Source organism: Burkholderia sp. WP42 (assembly GCF_000745665.1).
Classification (GTDB): domain Bacteria; phylum Pseudomonadota; class Gammaproteobacteria; order Burkholderiales; family Burkholderiaceae; genus Burkholderia; species Burkholderia vietnamiensis.
In genome coordinates, this window is record NZ_KN050724.1 from 60362 (window position 1) to 76098 (window position 15737).

A 15737-nucleotide genomic window follows, 5' to 3' on the forward strand; every position below is an offset into this window, starting at 1 on the left:
TGAATGACGCAGCGCACCACAAGCGGATGTTGCTCGCACGAACCGCCCTGCCACCCCACCACCCTCGATTCCCGCCCGCCGCGCCCACCGTCGCCGCATAGCTCCGACAAATCCCTTTCATCGCCCCAGCCGACCGCGCTATAGTCGCGTGCATGACATTTTCGTGACAGCGCGAAGCACACCGCCGTGAGCCCGCACGACGCCGGCTCTCGTGCACCTGCGCGCACGCCAGCATGCACCACCCAGCGCGCCCCACATCGAACGACCATCGCCCATTCGAGGAGACCACGACGTGACCGACACCCCCGACCGCCCCGACGATCTTCCCGTTGATGCCGAGCGCCGCCGTGTGCTCGGTGGCCTCGCCACGCTCGGTGCGGGCGTCGCGCTAGGCGGCTGCGAGATCACGTCGGGACGTGCGCCGCGCACGGCCGCCGACCTGCAGCTCGACGAAACACTGCGCCGACACGTGCGTCACATCGTCGTGATCTTTGCCGAGAACCGCAGCTTCGCGAATCTGTACGGCGATTTCCCGGGCGTGCAGTATCCGCTGAGCGCGGTGAAGCCCGAGCAGGCACAGCAACTCGACCGCGACGGTAAGACGCCGCTGCCCGTGCTCCCGAAAATCTGGGGCGGGCTCGTGCCGCAGGCGCAGGAAGTCGACGGCAAGCGTTACGTGATTGCCGAACGCGACATCGACAAGCTGCCGAACGCGCCGTTCCGGCTCGCCGATGCGCAAGGCAAGCCGCTACCCAACGGCGTGATCACGCGCGACCTGTGGCACCGCTTCTATCAGAACCAGATGCAGATCGCCGGCGGCCGCAACAACCAGTTCGCCGCATGGGCCGATTCGGGCGGCCTCGTGATGGGCCACTACCGCAACTCCGCCGACACGCTGCGCCTGTGGAACCTCGCGCGGCAGTACACGCTGTGCGACAACTTCTTCATGGCGGCATTCGGTGGATCGTGGCTCAACCACATGTTCCTGATTTCCGCGCAGCCGCCGGTCTACCCCGACGCACACAAGCATCCGCAGGCGACGAAGCTGCTGTCGAAGGTGGACGGCGACGATCCGGCCGGCACGCGCCTCGCGCTGGCCGCCAATTCGCCCGCGTCGGCGCTCGACGGCCCGCCGAAGTTCGCAGCCGACGGCGCCCTCACGCCCGACGGCTACGGCGTCAATACGATGGCCCCGCCGTACCAGCCGAGCTACGTGCCGCCTGCGGACCCCGGCAATGCCGCGTATGCGGACCCGGCAGACCATCGCGTGATGCCGCCGCAGGCTCACGCGACGATCGGCGATCGCCTGTCGGAGAAGGACGTCGACTGGGCCTGGTACAGCGGCGCGTGGCAATACGCGCTCGAGCATCGCGACACGGGGAGCGTGCCCGACTTCCAGTATCACCACCAGCCGTTCAACTACTTTGCGAACTACGCGCCGGGCACCGATGCGCGTCGCAAGCATCTGCGCGACGCGGGCGTCGGCGACGATCCTTCGACCAATCACTTCCTCGCCGCGGTCGACGCGGGCAAGCTGCCGGCCGTGACGTTCTACAAGCCGCAAGGCAACCTCAACATGCACGCCGGCTACGCGGACGTCGAATCGGGCGATCGCCACATCGCGAACGTGATCGAGCACATCCGCCGTAGCCCGCAGTGGGCGAACACGGTGATCGTAATGACGCACGACGAGAACGGCGGCTGGTGGGATCACGTCGCGCCGCCGGTGGGCGATCGCTGGGGGCCGGGCTCGCGGATTCCCGCGCTGGTGATCTCGCCGTTCGCGAAGAAGGGCCACGTCGATCACACGATGTACGACACGAACTCGATCCTGCGCTTCATCGGCCGCGTGCATGGGCTCGCGCCGCTCGACGGCGTCGCCGCGCGCGACCGTGCGTTCGCCTCGCGCGGCGCGCCGCCGCCGGGCGATCTGACGAACGCGCTCGATTTCGGTTGACGGCCCACTGAGGTTCGTCGAAGCGACGACGTGCGGCTTGCGACCGGTGTAGCAGCCGCACGATGCAGTGCGATGCCGCGCGTCGACGCACGGGCAGCGCGCACCAACGAAAACGTCCCGCGCCGGCAACGCATGCCGGCGCGGCACGTCATGCAGACACCGCGCTTCAGTTGCCGATACGCTGCTCGATCTTCTTCATCGTCTCCGTCAGCTCGGCGGGCAGGCGCAACTTCAGCGTTTCGAACAGCGCGGCGTGCAGCTTCAGCTCGTCGCGCCACTCGGCCGCGTCGATCGACGTCGCCGCATCGAACTGCTCGCGCGTGAAGTCGAGCCCGTCCCAGTGCAGGTCGTCATACGCGGGCGTCACGCCGAACACGTGATCCTCGCCGCCGCCGTTGCCTTCGAGGCGCTCGATCATCCACCTCAGCACGCGCATATTCTCGCCGAAGCCCGGCCACACGAACTTGCCGTTCGCGTCCTTGCGGAACCAGTTCACGCAGTAGATCTTCGGCAGCGTCGCGCCGCTCGCTTCGAGCTGCTTGCCGAGCTTCAGCCAGTGCGCAAAGTAATCGCTCATGTTGTAGCCGCAGAACGGCAGCATCGCGAACGGATCGCGTCGCACGACGCCTTGCTGGCCCGCCGCCGCCGCAGTCGTTTCCGAGCCCATCGTCGCGGCCATGTATACGCCTTCGATCCAGTCGCGCGCTTCGGTCACGAGCGGCACGGTCGTCGAACGGCGCCCGCCGAAGATGAACGCGTCGATCGCCACGCCGGCCGGATCTTCCCAGTCCGCGTCGATCGACGGGCATTGCGACGCAGGCGCGGTGAAGCGCGAGTTCGGGTGCGCCGCCTTGCGGCCCGTTTCCTTGCCGAGCTCCGGCGTCCACGCGTTGCCCTGCCAGTCGATCAGCTTGGCGGGCGGCGTGTCGGTCAGCCCCTCCCACCACACGTCGCCGTCCTCGGTCAGCGCGACGTTCGTGAAGATGACGTTCTCCGTGAGCGTCGAGATCGCATTCGGATTCGTCTTCACGCCGGTGCCCGGCGCGACGCCGAAGAAGCCGGCTTCCGGATTGATCGCATACAGGCGGCCGTCGCGACCCGGCTTCAGCCATGCGATGTCGTCGCCGATCGTCGTGACCTTCCAGCCATCGAAGCCCTTCGGCGGAATCAGCATCGCGAAGTTGGTCTTGCCGCACGCGGACGGGAATGCCGCCGCGACGTGATACTTCTTGCCGGCCGGCGACGTCACGCCGAGGATCAGCATGTGTTCGGCGAGCCAGCCCTGGTCGCGGCCCATCGTCGACGCGATGCGCAACGCGAAGCACTTCTTGCCGAGCAGCGCGTTGCCGCCGTAGCCGGAGCCGAAGCTCCAGATCTCGCGCGTCTCGGGAAAATGCACGATGTACTTGACCGGGTTGCACGGCCACGGCACGTCCTGCTGCCCTGCTTCGAGCGGATGACCGACGCTGTGCACGCACGGCACGAACGCGCCGTCCTCGCCGAGCACGTCGTACACGTCGCGCCCCATGCGCGTCATGATCCGCATGTTGGCCACCACGTACGGGCTGTCGGACAGCTCGACGCCGACGTGCGCGATCGGCGAGCCGAGCGGGCCCATCGAGAACGGCACCACGTACAGCGTGCGGCCGCGCATCGCGCCGCGAAACAGGCCGTTCAGCGTCTCGCGCATTTCATCCGGCGCGATCCAGTTGTTGGTCGGCCCCACGTCGTCGGGCGATTCCGTGCAGATGAAGGTGCGATCCTCGACGCGCGCAACGTCCGACGGATCGGATTGCGCGAGATACGAGTTCGGCCGCTTCGCCGGATTCAGACGCTTGAGCGTGCCCTGATCGACCATCGCCTGACACAGCGCGTCGTATTCCTGCTGCGAGCCGTCGCACCACACGACGCGCTCGGGTTCCGTGAGCGCCGCGATGCGCGACACCCAGTCGATCAGCTTGCGATGTTTGACGAATGCCGGAGGAGCGATCAGCGGGCCGTGCGTCGCTTCGGCCAATGAGTTTTGCGACATGGGGGTGTCTCCAGATTATTGGACGGGGATACAGGATGCGGGGCGAGCCCGCGAGATCGGGATTGCGGTGGGCGTGCAGACTGAAGCGACACGCAGCGCGCGACGCGCGAGCGGAGCGCGCGTCGATGCCGCGATGCGGGCGAGCGTATGTGAACTATCTGAACGATCGCGTGAGTGTACGAACGCGAGTTTCGCCATGCGAACAACCTGCCGTCCAACTCCATGCAGGCCAGCATACCATCGCCGATATTGCGCGGGCGTTGCGTTGCAACAAGAAACAACCGTGACGATGGGTCGGGCATGTCGCTTGAAGAGGGGTTGTTTTTACTGGTTCGCTGCATGCTCCGCGCGGACGAAACGGCCCGGCGCTTTGCAGTGCAAGGGTTGCGCGCCAGCGGCAATTTTGGTCGGCGCCTCGCGTGGCCCACGTACGCAAGCGCACGTTGCGCGGATCCGTGTTTTCGCTACTCAGGCAAACCCTGAATCAGGTTGCGCACACAAACATCTGTTGCGAGCGCGCTGCCTACGCACCGCTCAAAACCGCGCTTTCTGCAATTCGGGCGAACACGTGCGACGGCCGCTACGACGGTGAGCTGCGACTGCCTCACGACCGAGCGCGACTGAAAAAAAACGCCAACCCGTGAACAACGGGTTGGCGTCGTGTGCCGCGGCTATGACGATTACGAGAACTGGTTCATCGTGTTGTCCTTGCCCGCTGCCTTCAGCGCAGCTTCACCGCTGAAGTATTCCTTGTGATCGTCGCCGATGTCCGAACCCGACATGTTCTGGTGCTTCACGCACGCGATGCCCTGACGGATTTCCTTGCGCTGCACGCCGGCCACGTAGCCGAGCATGCCTTGTTCGCCGAAGTATTCCTTCGCGAGGTTGTCGGTCGACAGTGCGGCCGTGTGGTACGTCGGCAGCGTGATCAGGTGATGGAAGATGCCGGCTTCACGCGACGCATCGGCCTGGAACGTGCGGATCTTGTCGTCCGCGAGCTTCGCCAGTTCGGTGTCGTCGTATTCGACGCTCATCAGTTGCGCACGGTCGTATGCCGACACGTCCTTGCCTTCGGCCTTCAGCGCGTCGTACACCTGCTGACGGAAGTTCAGCGTCCAGTTGAACGACGGGCTGTTGTTGTACACCAGCTTCGCGTTCGGGATCACCTTGCGGATTTCGTTGACCATGCCGGCGATCTGCGCGATGTGCGGCTTTTCGGTCTCGATCCACAGCAGGTCGGCGCCGTTCTGCAGCGACGTGATGCAATCCAGCACGCAACGTGCTTCACCCGTGCCGGCGCGGAACTGGAACAGGTTGCTCGGCAAGCGCTTCGGACGCAGCAGCTTGCCGTCGCGCTTGATCACGACGTCGCCGTTGCCGAGCTGGTCGCCCGACAGTTCTTCGCAGTCGAGGAACGAGTTGTACTGGTCGCCCAGGTCGCCCGGCGCGTTCGTCACGGCGATCTGCTTGGTCAGGCCGGCGCCGAGCGAGTCGGTGCGCGCGACGATGATGCCGTCATCCACGCCCAGCTCCAGGAATGCGTAGCGGATCGCGCGGATCTTCGCGAGGAAGTCCTCGTGCGGCACCGTGACCTTGCCGTCCTGGTGGCCGCACTGCTTCTCGTCCGACACCTGGTTCTCGATCTGGATGCAGCATGCGCCCGCTTCGATGAACTGCTTGGCCAGCAGATAGGTCGCTTCAGCGTTGCCGAAACCGGCGTCGATGTCGGCGATGATCGGCACGACGTGCGTCACGTGGTTGTCGATCTTTTGCTGGATCGCGGCCTTCGCAGCGGCGTCCTTCGCGGCATCCAGCTCGCGGAACAGGCCGCCGAGCTCACGGGCGTCGGCCTGGCGCAGGAACGTGTACAGCTCGCGGATCAGCGCGCTGACCGACGTCTTTTCGTGCATCGACTGGTCCGGCAGCGGGCCGAACTCCGAGCGCAGCGCAGCGACCATCCAGCCCGACAGGTACAGGTAGCGGCGTTCGGTGCTGTTGAAGTGCTTCTTGATGGAAATCATCTTCTGCTGGCCGATGAAGCCGTGCCAGCAACCGAGCGACTGCGTGTACTTGGACGGATCCGCGTCGTACGCAGCCATGTCGGCGCGCATGATCTTCGCGGTGTACTTCGCGATGTCGAGGCCCGTCTTGAACTTGTTCTGGGCGCGCATGCGAGCGGCATACTCGGGATTGATGGCATTCCACGCGCTGCCGTGGTTTTCCTTCAAGCCAGCCACTGCCTTGATGTCGTCTTGATATTGGGACATGTCAATCTCCTGGGAACGAAGCGCATTTGAGTAAAGGGTTCCGCGTGTCCGCCGCGTCTGACGAAGCGAACTGCATGGACTTAATAGTACCGCTGCACGGCGCGCTTTCGGCCAACTCTTATATAAGACATAAGATATAAATTTCTGTTAATTTTCAATGAGATAGGTCCGCGTTTTTGCGATGCAAAACACTTTTTCAAGGCACGGAAAGACAGGCGGCACGAAAGCGCCCACGCCATTTCGCAACATGAAATGGCCTTTCGGTACACGGTGCGCGCGCCTTGCCTGCCGTGCGTCCAACGCCCTTTTCTGTCTGCGGCGCGACAAAACGTCTATACTTGGATGATTCATCTATTGCGACCGCGCTGCGCGCGCACTCCTACGGCCTGCCACGACATGACCGAATACCCCGTCTTCAACGGGCTGTGCGAGCTGCTGACCAGCAACGGTGCGCGGTTCCGCGTGCTCGAGCACCCCGCAGAGGGCAAATCCGACGTGATCGCCGCGATTCGCGGCACGCGTCCCGAACAGGGCGCGAAGGCGATGCTCTGCACGTTCAAGGATGGCGGCGATGCGACCGCGCTGGCAGTGATCCCCGGTCATCTGAAGATCGACTTCCGCAAGGTCGCCGACGCGCTCGGCCGTCGCAAGGCGACGCTGGCGCCGCCGGAGCGCGCGGCCGCCGTCACCGGCTGCGTGATGGGCGCCGTGCCGCCGTTCGTGTTCGACGCGAGCGTGACGCTCGTCGTCGATCCGGCGCTGGTCGAACGCAACGACGCGATCGCGTTCAACGCCGGACGCCTCGACCGCTCGATCGTGCTCGACGCGTCCGATTACGTGCGCATCGCCCGACCGCTGCTCGCCGACATCACGCGTCCCGAGACCACCGACGCACCTGCGCTCGAAGCCGCGCGATGAACCGTTCCCGCCCGACGCCGCAGCCGGAGCAGGCATCGCTGATCGAACAGGTGCTGCGCATCGCCGAAGGGCTCGGCGCGATGTTCGCGCCGTTCACCGAGGTCGTCGTGCACGACCTGCGCACGCCCGAGCACGCGATCCTCGCGATCCACAACAACCTGTCGGGCCGCGCGGTCGGCGATCCCGCGACCGAACTCGGCCTCGCGCGCATCGCGGACGACGACTTCCCGCAGGTGCTCGCGAACTACGCGAACCGCTTCGCCGACGGCCGCACCGCGAAAAGCACGTCGATCGGCATCAAGGATTCGAGCGGCCATTACGTGGCCGCGCTGTGCCTGAACGCGGACGTCACGCTGTTCCGCGGCTTCCGGGGGATGCTGAACCAGTTCTGCAGCGTCGAAGGCGCGCCGGTCGCCGACACGCTCGATCCGGCCGGCGCCGACGCGATCCGGCAGCGCATCGATGCGTTCGCGACGCGTCTCGCGTCCACGCCGCGCGAACTGAAGACCGACCAGCGGCGCGAGCTGATGCAGATGCTGAAGGCAGACGGCTTTCTCGAGGTGCGCCGCGCGATGGAAATCGTCGCGCAGCACCTCGGCGTATCGCGCGCCACCGTATACAACGATGCAAAATGACGGGCACGCCCGCCCCGATGATCGCCCTATCGACGAGAGCCACCGATGACCAACCCGACCCTTCCCACCTACGACGACGTCGCGGCCGCCGCCGCGCGCCTGCAGGGCCACGCGCACCGCACGCCCGTGATGACGTCGAGCACGCTCGACGACGCGCTCGGCGCGCAAGTGTTCTTCAAGTGCGAGAACCTGCAGCGCATGGGTGCGTTCAAGTTCCGCGGCGCGTTCAACGCGCTGTCGCGCTTCGACGCCACGCAGCGCCGCAACGGCGTCGTCACCTTCTCGTCGGGTAACCACGCGCAGGCGATCGCGCTGTCGGCGCGCATGCTCGGCATCCCGGCGACGATCGTGATGCCGCAGGACGCGCCGGCCGCGAAGATGGCCGCCACGCGCGGCTACGGCGGCAACGTCGTGACCTACGACCGCTATACGGAAGACCGCGAGCAGATCGGCCGCGAGCTGGCGGAGAAGCACGGGCTCACGCTGATCCCGCCGTACGACCATGCGGACGTGATCGCCGGCCAGGGCACGGCGGCGAAGGAGCTGTTCGACGAAGTCGGGCCGCTGGACGCGGTGTTCGCGCCGCTCGGCGGCGGCGGCCTGCTGTCCGGCACCGCGCTCGCGACGCGGGCGCTGTCGCCGCAAGCGAAGCTGTACGGCGTCGAGCCCGAAGCCGGCAACGACGGCCAGCAATCGTTCCGCAGCGGCGCGATCGTGCACATCGACACGCCGCGCACGATCGCCGACGGCGCGCAGACGCAGCATCTGGGCAACCTCACGTTCCAGATCCTGCGACGCGACGTCGACGACATCCTGACAGCGACCGACGCCGAACTGGTCGACAGCATGCGGTTCTTCGCAACCCGGATGAAGCTCATCGTCGAGCCGACCGGCTGCCTGTCGCTCGCGGCCGCACGCAAGATGAAGGACGAACTCGCGGGCAAGCGCGTCGGCATCGTGATCAGCGGCGGCAACGTCGACCTCGCGAACTTCGCCGCACTGGTTTCCAGTCCCGCCGCATGAAATCGCCGGGGGCGCGCGCCGGCGGCTGCGGCGCGCGCTCCCGGCGCAACACCCCACCGCCTCGTTCGAACGACGAGGACGCGCGCGTTCCAGCCTCATATCGCCCCGCCACGGCCAGCCGCTTTCGTCAGATGTGAAATACGCTCCGTTGCGCCCGCGACACGCCATCCGCGAGCATTCGACGCGCGGTGACGTTTTTTCGCACCCCTGCGCGATTCGACGATTGACGTGCCGGCGTGCTCGCCCTTACGCTTGCGCACCGATGGTTCCCGGAGACGGGATCAAAAGGGAACGCAGCAGAGGCCGAGCCTCCAATCTGCGGCTGCCCCCGCAACTGTAAGCGGCGAATCCGCGCCACCACGCGCCACTGGGAAACCGGGAAGGCCGGCGCGGATGACGACCCGCAAGCCAGGAGACCTGCCATCGACCCGAGGTCCAGCAGCCGCACCGGGCGGGGTGTCCCGATGCGCCGGCACCGCCGTTGGCGGTCGCCCCGTTGCATGGACGGCCCCGACCTCTGAACGCTTCGCATGTCCATTCTTACCGCCTTCGCTTCCGCGCCGGAAGCATCGCGCCGCTGCGCCGCCCGCGTGCGCGGCGCCGGCTCGCGCGCACGCCGCATCTGCAACACGACCACGCTCGCCGCATCATGAATCTTCGCCACCTTCTCGCCACGTCCGCCGCATCGGCGCTGCTCTGCCCGCTCGCGCACGCGGCCGGCGACACGACGCCTGCCGAAGCGTCGCCGCCCGCGGCCGGCACGGAGCTGCCGACCATCGCCGTGACCGACACGCGGCGCCTGCCCGAGTCGTTCGACCAGCGCTATGCGACGACGCAGGTACTCACGCGCGCCGACCTCGAGCGGCTGTCGCCCAGCGAGCCGAGCATCACGCAGGCGCTCGCAACGCTGCCCGGTGTGACGGTGTCGTCCAACGGCGGCCCCGGTTCGTCCGCGTCGGTCAGCATCCGCGGCTCGTCAGCGAGCCAGGTGGCGGTGTTCATCGACGGCATCCCGATCGGCTCGCCGACCACCGGCATCGCGCCGTGGGCTGACCTGCCGACCGAAGCGTTCGAGCGCGTCGAGGTGATCTCCGGGCCGGCCGCCGCGTCGTTCGGCGCGAACGCGATGGGCGGCGTCGTGCAATTGTTTACGCGCCGCGCCGCGGGTCAGCCGAACCAGACGAGCGTGTCGTTCGGCGGCGGCTCGAACAAGACCTTCGATACGCAGCTGCGCACGTCCGGCACCGTGCCGTCCACCGGCCCGCTCGCCGCGCTCGGCGGCCTCACCTACTCGCTCGGCCTGCACGACTACAACACCGCCGGCATCGACGCCACGCAGCCAGTGCTGCCGTACCACGAGGCCGGACGCAATCCGTATCACGCGCAGGATCTCGATGCGCGTCTCGGCTATGCACGCGGCAACTGGTCGGTCTCGACGTTCGCGCTGTATCACCGCTCCGACCTGTCCTACGACAACGCAGGCTTCGCGAATCGCCAACTCGACCATCAGCTGACGACCGGCGTCGCGTTCCATCTCGACATCACGCGCGACACGCAGTTCGCGCAGTCGTTCGGTTATGCGAGCGACCGGCAGTTCCTGTATGCGAACGATCCGACCATCCCGACCGACCAGATCGATTCGCAGCGCATCAGCGTGTCGACGTCGCTCACGCATCAGGAGCACGGCTTCCGGCTGTTCGGGCTGCCGCTGTCGGGCGAGACGAAGCTGGCCTACGACTTCACGCGCGAGCAGGCGTTCCTGCCTGCCGACCTGCCGGACGGCATACCGACGCGCAACGACTCGGCGTTTTCGCTGCATCAGTCGGCGACGCTCGGCAGCGTGACGATGTTCGTCGCGGGCCGGCACGAGATCATCATGGGCAAGGCGGTGAACACGGGTAACGTCGCGCTGTCGTGGGCGATCACGCCGGTGTATGCGGCGCGCGTCTCGTACGGCAATGCGTTCCGCCTGCCGTCGTTCAACGACCTGTACTACCCCGGTTACGGCAATCCGAACCTGAACCCCGAACGCAGCGATTCGGTCGAGGCGGCGCTCGATGCGAATACGGCATACGGCACGTTCAGCGCTGCGATTTACGACACGCGCGTCAACAACCTGATCGCGTACAACCCGGCGACGTTCTCGCCGATGAACATCGGCCGCGCGCATATCCGCGGCATCGACCTGTCGTACAAGGGGACGATCGGCCGGTCGACGCCGGTCAGCATCGCGGTGGGCATCCTGAATCCGCAGGACGTGACCAACGAAAGCTGGCTGAGCCGCCGGCCGCGCCAGACCTTCAGCGCGAGCGTCGACCACACGTGGGACGAATTGCGCCTGCATGCGTTGAGTACCGGCGCCACGCTTAGCTACGGCGGCACGACGTTCGACGACCCGGCCAACACGACCTATCTGCCGTCGTACCTGAGCGTGAACCTGCGCGCGTCGTACAAGGTCAACGCGCATCTGACGGTGTCGGCCACGTTGTCGAACCTGTTCGACCGCCAGTACATGACCGCGTACGGCTACAACACGTTGGGCCGCACTGCGTTCGGCAAGATCAGCTATACGTTCTGATCGCGCCGGGTACGGCACTGGCCCGCGCGGGCGGTGCCGCATCGAGTCCTCGTGCATACGCGGTCGCGCCGCGATGCGCGTCACGCCCCTGCGACGCCACGCACGCCTGCGATCAGCTGGATCGCGCCAAATCCCGCGATCACGACCGCGGACACGCGCGCGAGTGCGTACATGAGCGCCGGCGGCATCCTGGTGCGCAGCGCGGCGCTCGTGCCGCTCAGGCACAGCCACCACGCCGCCGAACCGACGAACACGCCGCCCACCATCATCGCGACCGTCGCGCGCATTCCGCTGTCGTGCGCGCCGGCCAGCGGGCCGAGCGCCGCGAAGATTCCGACGAACGACAGGATCGTCATCGGGTTGGACAGCGTCAGGCCGAAGGTCGTGACGAAATCGCGCAGCGCGGTCGTGCGCGGCAGTTCGGCGCGCGCGGCCGGCGCAGGCGCTCCCTGCCGCGCGATGGTCCAGGCCAGCCACATGAGAAACGCGCCGCCGCCGATCTTCAGCACGACGGTCAGCATCGGAAACGCGGTGACGACGCCGGCCACACCGAGCGCGCCGAGCAGTCCGTAGAGCGCGTCGGCGCATGCGGCGCCCAGGCCCGTCGCGAACCCCGCTTGAAAGCCCCGGCTCAGGCTGCGCTGGATGCACAGCATGCCGATCGGGCCGACCGGCAGCGCGATCGACAACCCGATCACGACGGACTTGATGAACAGCATGACCGGCTCCCGGCGATGTGTGATGACTGGAGAAAGCATCGTATGGAAAATCCGATCGCCGCTGAAGCCGGTTTTTAAGGAAAAATGGCGCTTTCACCTTAAAAACTCCGACGCGATGGACGAACTCGACTGGAAGCTGATCGCGCTGCTGCAGGCCAACGGCCGCATCAGCTATACGGAACTCGCGCGGCAGGTTCACCTGTCCGTGCCGGCGGTGACGGAGCGCGTGAAGCGTCTCGAGTCGACCGGTGTGATCGGCGGCTACACGGCGCGCATCGATCCGGCCGCCGCCGGCTATCCGGTCAGCGCGCTGATCGGCATCACCGTGCCGCAGCCGGCGAAGGCGAAATTCCTGAAGCTGCTGGAGACGATCCCCGAAGTGGTCGAGTGCCATCACGTGACCGGCGCCGACTCGTACGTGATGCGCTTCGTCGCGGTCAGCATGGCGCATCTCGAACAGTTGATCGAGCGCGTCAATCTGTATGGGGAAACGCGCACGTCGATCGTGATGTCGACGCCGTTGCCGGCGCGCGGGCTCGCGCGGCCGGCCGTCGCGAGCGATTTTCCGGCGAGGCGGTGAAGCGGTTTCGGCAGGCGTGGGGGAACGTGGGGGCAAGTCGCGCGATGTGAGCTGTGAGATGCGAGAGGCATCGCGCCCACAGCGGCCGCCCGTGCATCGGCGTTTCATCGCAACGCGCGCAGCGCGTCGCCAACGCCCGCCGCGCGCCTCACACCAGCAGCGTCGCGATCGCCCACCCGATCAACACCGCCCCGAGCGCGCGGCCGGCGCGCTCGCCGCCGGGCAGCACCTTTTCGACGAGCACGACGAGCGACAGCGTGACGATCCACACGACGTTCATCACGCCGCCGACGAACAGCAGCGTCATCAACATCCAGCAACAGCCGACGCAATACGCGCCGTGACGCATGCCGAGCACGAACACGCCCCACATCCCCGGCCGCCAGTGGGTCGCAAGAAAGCGTACGGGCGAGCGGCATTGCCGCAAGCACGCGCGCTTGAGCGGCGAGAACTGATACGCGCCGGCCAGCGCCAGCACGATCGCCGAGAGCGCGGCGCTCTTCGACCACAGCATCAGGCCGGAGATCAACCCGGCCGGCTGCAACAGCATCTGCAGCGTCGCCGCTGCGACCGAGAACGCGAACCACGCGGCGAGATAGCCGGCCAACAGGCACGCGGACGACCACGCCGAGCCGTCCCGCCGCCCGCCGCTTTGCCGCAGCACGCGCCGGTACAGCAGCACGAGCGGCACGGCGCCGGGCGTCATCATCGCGATCATCATCACCCACCACATCAGGATCACGGTCGCCGCCGACGGATCCATGCGGCCGATGCCGCCGGCCAGTCGATGCGGAAACAATGCGACCGCCGTCATGTCGAGCGCCGACATGCCGGTCCCCGCGCCGGTCCACAGATAGCCCCAGCAGGCCGCGACGAGCGTGGCCATGCCGAGCAGCGTGACGACGCGCTCGCGCCCGAACAGCTCGTCGACCGGGATCATGCGCTGGCGCGATGCCGGATGACCCCGTGGTTGTTCAGATGCAGCCGCGCGAACTGGGCATAGCTGCGCTCGAGGTCCAGCGCGATGTGCCCGTGCGAGCGGCCGGTGCCCGAGCCGATTTCGGCCAGCTCGTATTCGAAGCCGTTCGGCAGATCGATCCGTGCGCGGTGCGCGGCGCCCGTCACCGGATTGCGGATCGGTTCGCCGACCACGTCGAACACGCCTTCGACACTGATGCGCCCACGGCGCGCATCGACGTCGACGTCGAAATCGATCTTCGCGAAGATCGGCTCGAACGCCTGCTCGAGCGTTGCCGCGAACACCGCGAACATCGTCGCGAACGGATCGGTATCCTGACCGGTCATGATCTTCAGCACGGCGTCGCACTGTGCGGGGCTCGCACGCGCGTCGACGATCGGCTGGCAGCGGCCGCGCCCTTCGTGAATCGGCCCCGGCCACTGAAATACGACCGCGATGCGCACGCCGTCGAGCACCACGTCGCCGTAGTAGCCGCTGTCGATCGCAATCGCACCCATCGCTTCGCAGCGGCCATGGGTCGGCAGCGAATTGAACTGGCAGGGACAACCGTATGAACAATTGCAGTTCATCAGCTCGGTTCCCCGAATCTCCCACGGCGTCATGGCTCACCTCGCGCGGTCGACGGTACGTGATGCTTCGAATCTAGTGCACCGGATAGGCGAAAGCAAAGGACGCGCGAGCGGCGCCGCAGAACCGGCCCGACGACGGACGCGCAGCGCGACACATACGTGCCCGGATGCGCCTCGGATACCTGCGCGCCATGTCCGACGAATGCCGACGCCCGGCTGCAACGTCGCGAATGCGGGCACCGCGCGGCGTTCCCGGTTCATACTGTCACGCTGTCGACGATCGTCCGACCGTCGCCGTCCAGGATGCCGTCATGCGCGTGCAAAGTGCGTTGCTGTTTCTCATCGGCACCCTGCTCACCGCGGGCGGCTACGGAGCGACCTTCCTGCTGTCGATGCGGTTTCACGAGATGGGCGGCAGCGATCTCGACACCGGCGCGGCGCTCGCCGCCGCGACCGTCGGCACCTTCGCCGGCCTCGCGGTAGTCGGCTGGTGTGCGCGCCTGCTCGGCGCCGCGCGGCTCGCCGCGCTGTGCGCGCTGTGCATCGGCGCGGGCGTCGCGGGCTTCGCGCTGGTCGGGCGTGCGCCGTACACCGACCTTCCGTCCGGGTTCCTGGTCGGCTTCGGCTGGGGCGCGTTTCACCTCGCCGCACCGATGATGCTGGTCGAGCGGATCGCCGGCGCGGCCCGAACCGAATGGTTCTTTCGGTCGGCGACGTTCCAGATGACCGGCGTCGGCGCAGCGCCGGCTTTCGCGGCATATGCAATGCGCGCACTCCACTGGTCGATCGACGACACGCTCTATGCGGTGGGGGCGATGTGCGTGATCGGCGCGCTGCTGCTCGAAGCATTCGGACGCCTGCATCCTCGGCCGCCCGCCGCCGTATGCGGCGGCCGTTGGGTACGCGAACTTCGTGCGATATCGCGCGCGCGCGCTGCCGCGCCGATCGCGATGATCGCGCTCGGCACCTGCGTGTTCGCCGGCCTGATGACGTTCCAGATGTCGCTGATGCCGGACCCGCACGCGCGCGCCGGCACATTCTTCAGCGTTTATACGATGGCGGTGTTGACCGCGCGCTCGCTGCTCGGGCGTTGGGCCCGTCACGCAAACGCCGACACCGCGACGAAGAGCCTCCTCGCGATGATGCTGCTCGGTGCGCTCGCGATGTTCGGCGCATCCGCTCACCCGTCGCTCCAGTCGCTCGCCGCGGGGCTGCTCGGCGCGGGATATGGTCTTGCGTATCCGGTGATTCAGGCGCAGGCGCTGGAAGGATGCGCGGCCGAGCAACAGCACGGCGTGCTGACGTGGTTCGTCGCCGCGTACTTCGTCGGCACGTTCGGCTTTCCGTCGATCGGCGGCTGGGTGATGGTTCACGCGGGCAAAGGCGTGTTGCTGATGCTGATCTCGAGCTGCGCGCTCGCCGCGCTGTCGCTCGCGATTCTGCACGACCGGCCGGTCTCGGCGCGCCCGCAGTGAGCGGC

Annotated in this window: 12 protein-coding genes and 1 riboswitch; of the genes, 7 read left to right on the forward strand and 5 right to left on the reverse strand. The window is 67.0% G+C overall.

Annotated elements, in window-relative coordinates; genetic code table 11:
* The first annotated feature begins 292 nt into the window (after nucleotides 1–292).
* On the forward strand, nucleotides 293–1957 hold the full coding sequence (locus tag EX20_RS25000) for an acid phosphatase (protein WP_034195090.1): 1665 nt from the start codon (nucleotides 293–295) through the stop codon (nucleotides 1955–1957).
* 166 nt (nucleotides 1958–2123) lie between these two features.
* On the opposite strand, the gene EX20_RS25005 is transcribed toward EX20_RS25000, so the two are convergent.
* On the reverse strand, nucleotides 2124–3989 hold the full coding sequence (locus tag EX20_RS25005; RefSeq protein ID WP_034195091.1) for a phosphoenolpyruvate carboxykinase (GTP): 1866 nt from the start codon (nucleotides 3987–3989) through the stop codon (nucleotides 2124–2126).
* A gap of 680 nt (nucleotides 3990–4669) precedes the next feature.
* Nucleotides 4670–6256 (reverse strand): isocitrate lyase, encoded by a 1587-nt coding sequence (locus EX20_RS25010; RefSeq protein WP_011882280.1) that lies wholly within the window; start codon nucleotides 6254–6256, stop codon nucleotides 4670–4672.
* A 396-nt stretch (nucleotides 6257–6652) separates the two neighbouring features.
* Here EX20_RS25010 and EX20_RS25015 point away from each other — a divergent pair, with 396 nt between their 5' ends.
* The 4 genes from EX20_RS25015 (at nucleotide 6653) to EX20_RS25030 (ending at nucleotide 11410) form a co-directional block, all read left to right on the forward strand.
* A complete protein-coding gene (locus EX20_RS25015; RefSeq protein ID WP_011882281.1) occupies nucleotides 6653–7174 on the forward strand; it encodes a YbaK/prolyl-tRNA synthetase associated domain-containing protein in 522 nt (173 codons plus the stop codon).
* Nucleotides 7171–7809 carry a helix-turn-helix transcriptional regulator gene (locus EX20_RS25020; RefSeq protein ID WP_011882282.1) on the forward strand — a complete coding sequence of 213 codons (639 nt, stop codon included), beginning with the start codon at nucleotides 7171–7173 and terminating at the stop codon, nucleotides 7807–7809. The genes EX20_RS25015 and EX20_RS25020 overlap by 4 nt, the downstream gene beginning before the upstream one ends.
* Before the next feature lie 45 nt (nucleotides 7810–7854).
* Nucleotides 7855–8832: a threo-3-hydroxy-L-aspartate ammonia-lyase gene (locus EX20_RS25025; RefSeq protein WP_011882283.1), complete on the forward strand. Its 978-nt coding sequence runs from the start codon at nucleotides 7855–7857 to the stop codon at nucleotides 8830–8832.
* A 246-nt stretch (nucleotides 8833–9078) separates the two neighbouring features.
* A riboswitch (cobalamin riboswitch) is annotated at nucleotides 9079–9271 on the forward strand.
* A gap of 210 nt (nucleotides 9272–9481) precedes the next feature.
* Complete coding sequence (locus EX20_RS25030; protein WP_034195092.1) at nucleotides 9482–11410, forward strand: TonB-dependent receptor domain-containing protein; 1929 nt, start codon at nucleotides 9482–9484, stop codon at nucleotides 11408–11410.
* A gap of 80 nt (nucleotides 11411–11490) precedes the next feature.
* Here EX20_RS25030 and EX20_RS25035 read toward each other — a convergent pair whose 3' ends face one another.
* Nucleotides 11491–12129 (reverse strand): LysE family translocator, encoded by a 639-nt coding sequence (locus EX20_RS25035; RefSeq protein ID WP_011882285.1) that lies wholly within the window; start codon nucleotides 12127–12129, stop codon nucleotides 11491–11493.
* A gap of 115 nt (nucleotides 12130–12244) precedes the next feature.
* On the opposite strand from EX20_RS25035, the gene EX20_RS25040 reads away from it, so the two are divergent.
* Entirely contained in the window at nucleotides 12245–12709 is a 465-nt protein-coding gene (locus tag EX20_RS25040; RefSeq protein WP_034195093.1) for an Lrp/AsnC family transcriptional regulator, read from the forward strand.
* Between the two features lie 148 nt (nucleotides 12710–12857).
* Here EX20_RS25040 and EX20_RS25045 read toward each other — a convergent pair whose 3' ends face one another.
* Both EX20_RS25045 and EX20_RS25050 read right to left on the reverse strand, forming a co-directional pair.
* Entirely contained in the window at nucleotides 12858–13649 is a 792-nt protein-coding gene (locus tag EX20_RS25045) for a DUF2182 domain-containing protein (RefSeq protein WP_034195094.1), read from the reverse strand.
* Nucleotides 13646–14290 carry a DUF1326 domain-containing protein gene (locus tag EX20_RS25050; RefSeq protein ID WP_034195095.1) on the reverse strand — a complete coding sequence of 215 codons (645 nt, stop codon included), beginning with the start codon at nucleotides 14288–14290 and terminating at the stop codon, nucleotides 13646–13648. The genes EX20_RS25045 and EX20_RS25050 overlap by 4 nt, the downstream gene beginning before the upstream one ends.
* A gap of 278 nt (nucleotides 14291–14568) precedes the next feature.
* On the opposite strand from EX20_RS25050, the gene EX20_RS25055 reads away from it, so the two are divergent.
* The gene (locus EX20_RS25055; protein WP_034195096.1) at nucleotides 14569–15732 is read left to right on the forward strand and encodes an MFS transporter; all 1164 of its coding nucleotides are present in this window, start codon (nucleotides 14569–14571) and stop codon (nucleotides 15730–15732) included.
* The last annotated feature ends 5 nt before the right edge of the window (nucleotides 15733–15737 follow it).

Bases quoted from the DNA above. Each gene is read 5' to 3' on its own strand.
- EX20_RS25010 (WP_011882280.1), bottom strand. From the start codon at position 6,256: ATGTCCCAATATCAAGACGACATCAAGGCAGTGGCTGGCTTGAAGGAA.
- EX20_RS25005 (WP_034195091.1), bottom strand. From the start codon at position 3,989: ATGTCGCAAAACTCATTGGCCGAAGCGACGCACGGCCCGCTGATCGCT.
- EX20_RS25055 (WP_034195096.1), top strand. From the start codon at position 14,569: ATGCGCGTGCAAAGTGCGTTGCTGTTTCTCATCGGCACCCTGCTCACC.
- EX20_RS25050 (WP_034195095.1), bottom strand. From the start codon at position 14,290: ATGACGCCGTGGGAGATTCGGGGAACCGAGCTGATGAACTGCAATTGT.
- EX20_RS25025 (WP_011882283.1), top strand. From the start codon at position 7,855: ATGACCAACCCGACCCTTCCCACCTACGACGACGTCGCGGCCGCCGCC.
- EX20_RS25040 (WP_034195093.1), top strand. From the start codon at position 12,245: ATGGACGAACTCGACTGGAAGCTGATCGCGCTGCTGCAGGCCAACGGC.
- EX20_RS25035 (WP_011882285.1), bottom strand. From the start codon at position 12,129: ATGCTGTTCATCAAGTCCGTCGTGATCGGGTTGTCGATCGCGCTGCCG.
- EX20_RS25020 (WP_011882282.1), top strand. From the start codon at position 7,171: ATGAACCGTTCCCGCCCGACGCCGCAGCCGGAGCAGGCATCGCTGATC.
- EX20_RS25015 (WP_011882281.1), top strand. From the start codon at position 6,653: ATGACCGAATACCCCGTCTTCAACGGGCTGTGCGAGCTGCTGACCAGC.
- EX20_RS25045 (WP_034195094.1), bottom strand. From the start codon at position 13,649: ATGATCCCGGTCGACGAGCTGTTCGGGCGCGAGCGCGTCGTCACGCTG.
- EX20_RS25030 (WP_034195092.1), top strand. From the start codon at position 9,482: ATGAATCTTCGCCACCTTCTCGCCACGTCCGCCGCATCGGCGCTGCTC.